Annotated in this window: 2 protein-coding genes; both read right to left on the bottom strand. The window is 38.4% G+C overall.

The features are described 5' to 3' along the window. Positions 1–105 precede the first annotated feature (105 nt). The gene (locus tag ACFIJL_RS09150) at positions 106–987 is read right to left on the bottom strand and encodes a hypothetical protein (RefSeq protein WP_375624372.1); all 882 of its coding nucleotides are present in this window, start codon (positions 985–987) and stop codon (positions 106–108) included. Between the two features lie 84 nt (positions 988–1,071). Next, entirely contained in the window at positions 1,072–1,842 is a 771-nt protein-coding gene (locus tag ACFIJL_RS09145; protein ID WP_375624370.1) for a hypothetical protein, read from the bottom strand. Positions 1,843–2,163 lie beyond the last annotated feature (321 nt).

Genomic DNA, 2,163 nt, shown 5'->3' with positions numbered 1-2,163 from the left:
TGGTTATTTTAATCGTTTATTTAGATCGCTAGCTGTTTTGATCATAAAAGCCGTGTCTTAAAGGACGCGGCTTTTTTGCTATAAAGCAGCCCCCCGCCCCGTTATTTACGCTGCTTTGTTTGTGCTTTGTTCACTACCATCAGTATCTTTATAAATTTTTTTATTGCCTTTAATAACAGCGTTGCCAGAGATTTTTACACCCTCTTCAATAATAGACCTATTAGAAACACACGCATCATCATAAATTTCTGCTTTTTCATAAATACGAGCATTCTCATAAACACGGGCATTGCCATAAATCTTGACATCTTTGTAGACAAGCGCTTTACCATAAACCCTAGCATGATCAAAAATATGAGAACCTTCGTATACACAAGAAGACCCTGATACTTTTGCATTGCCATAAACAAAGCCCTTCACATAAGCACTGTGCCAAACCTTGGCATTGTCATAAATTTTTGCCTCTATACTAATAAAAGCTTTCCCATAAACCACGGCATTATCACAAACTTGACCACAAACCTTAGCATGATCATAAACCTTGGCATTGCCATTAACCACACACTTGCCATAAACCCACCCCTTGCCACGAAACCACATGGTACCACTAATACTAGCATTATCAAAAATCTTAGCATTGCCATAAACATGGGTATCACGACCATAAACCTTGGCTTTATCACTCACGACAACGTTACCATAAACTTTAGCATTTTGAGCAACAACGGCTTCATTACGTATTTTAGCATTTTCACTAACGACAGCATCATATGCTGCAATAGCATCATCATACACCCAGCAATTCCCATCATGAGAGAGGTTATCTTCCTTCTCAATAAAACCACCAAGGTCACCAGCCTTGACATCATCGAAATCCCTTAATGCGCGTATGCGATAAAAGTATCTAGGTTGACGGGTTTCTGCATCGTAAACTTTTTTTATTTCGTCTATAATTTCATATTTTTTAGATACATTTTTAGTGGTCATAGGTAGCTCCCTAATCTAATATTCAAACAAATTTTTAAATGAAATGGTTATAAGGAGGCGCCCCCGCACCGCCCGCCCCGTTATTTACGCTGCTTTATCATCACCACAAATATCTTCAGAAATTTTTTGATTGCCATTAACCACGGCATTGCCATAAATCGTTGTAAATTGGCAAATTTGTGCCTTGCCACTCACATGAGCATTATTATGAATTTTTGCACAGGGACCAACACGCGCCGAGCCAGAAACCTTGGCATTGTCATAAATATTGCTACCATCATAAACTATAGCTTTATCAAAAACATGAGCATTTCCATAAGCTTTTGACCACGCAGCAAGGCGTGATTTCCCATAAACATGGGCATCATTAAACACAAGCCCACTCACATGGGCATTTTCATAAACACGGGCGTTATCGTAAATAAAAGCCCCCTCTGTAATAACGGCATTATCACTCACAACGGCATTACCATAAACGTAGCCCCCAATTTTTGCATTGCCATTAATGACTGCATTGTCATAAACATGTGCCTTATCATTCAAAACCCATGCCTTATCACTAATCACAGCATTACCATAAACCTTAGCATAATTCACAACACAAGCATTATTGCGTATTTTGGCGTTTTCGGAAACGCTTGCTTGGATAACCATAGCATTATCATAGACCCAGCAATTGCCATCATGGGATAAGTTACTTTCATTTTCAATAAAACCGCCAAGGTCCCCCGCCTTAACATCATCAAAATCTCTTAAAGCTTTAATGCGGTGTAAAGTCACACCGTTAACAACGCGGTTTTCATTAGTAAGTTCATATTTTGGAGAAGATTCTTGATTTTTAACTGTAGCTTTCATGCTAGTAATCCTTGTGATTATTGGGTTTTGAATTGACAACCCTATAAGGGCGCCGGGTGTTCAAAACACGGTCACAAGTCCGTCGTCACACTTTTCTCATAAAGAGTCTTGTATGGTGTAACCACACCCGACAAAATCGTTATACGCTATTCAAAGCATAAAAGACAGCCAGTATTTTTAAGAAATGGGAAAAACCTTATCGGTGTTTATCCGCTTGTGATTTAGTGTTTTGAGCACTTGTCGACCTTTCTAAACGAACCTTTCCTTAATGTCAATACGTATTTTTTATTTTTTTCAATTTTTTTCATTTTGATACCTACC

Source organism: Bartonella sp. TT119HLJHH, from assembly GCF_042193385.1.
Taxonomy (GTDB): Bacteria; Pseudomonadota; Alphaproteobacteria; order Rhizobiales; family Rhizobiaceae; genus Bartonella.
The sequence above is the reverse complement of the archived record's forward strand: the minus strand, read 5'-3'. Positions and strand labels throughout refer to the sequence as shown.

Bases quoted from the DNA above. Each gene is read 5' to 3' on its own strand.
- ACFIJL_RS09150 (WP_375624372.1), bottom strand. From the start codon at position 987: ATGACCACTAAAAATGTATCTAAAAAATATGAAATTATAGACGAAATA.
- ACFIJL_RS09145 (WP_375624370.1), bottom strand. From the start codon at position 1,842: ATGAAAGCTACAGTTAAAAATCAAGAATCTTCTCCAAAATATGAACTT.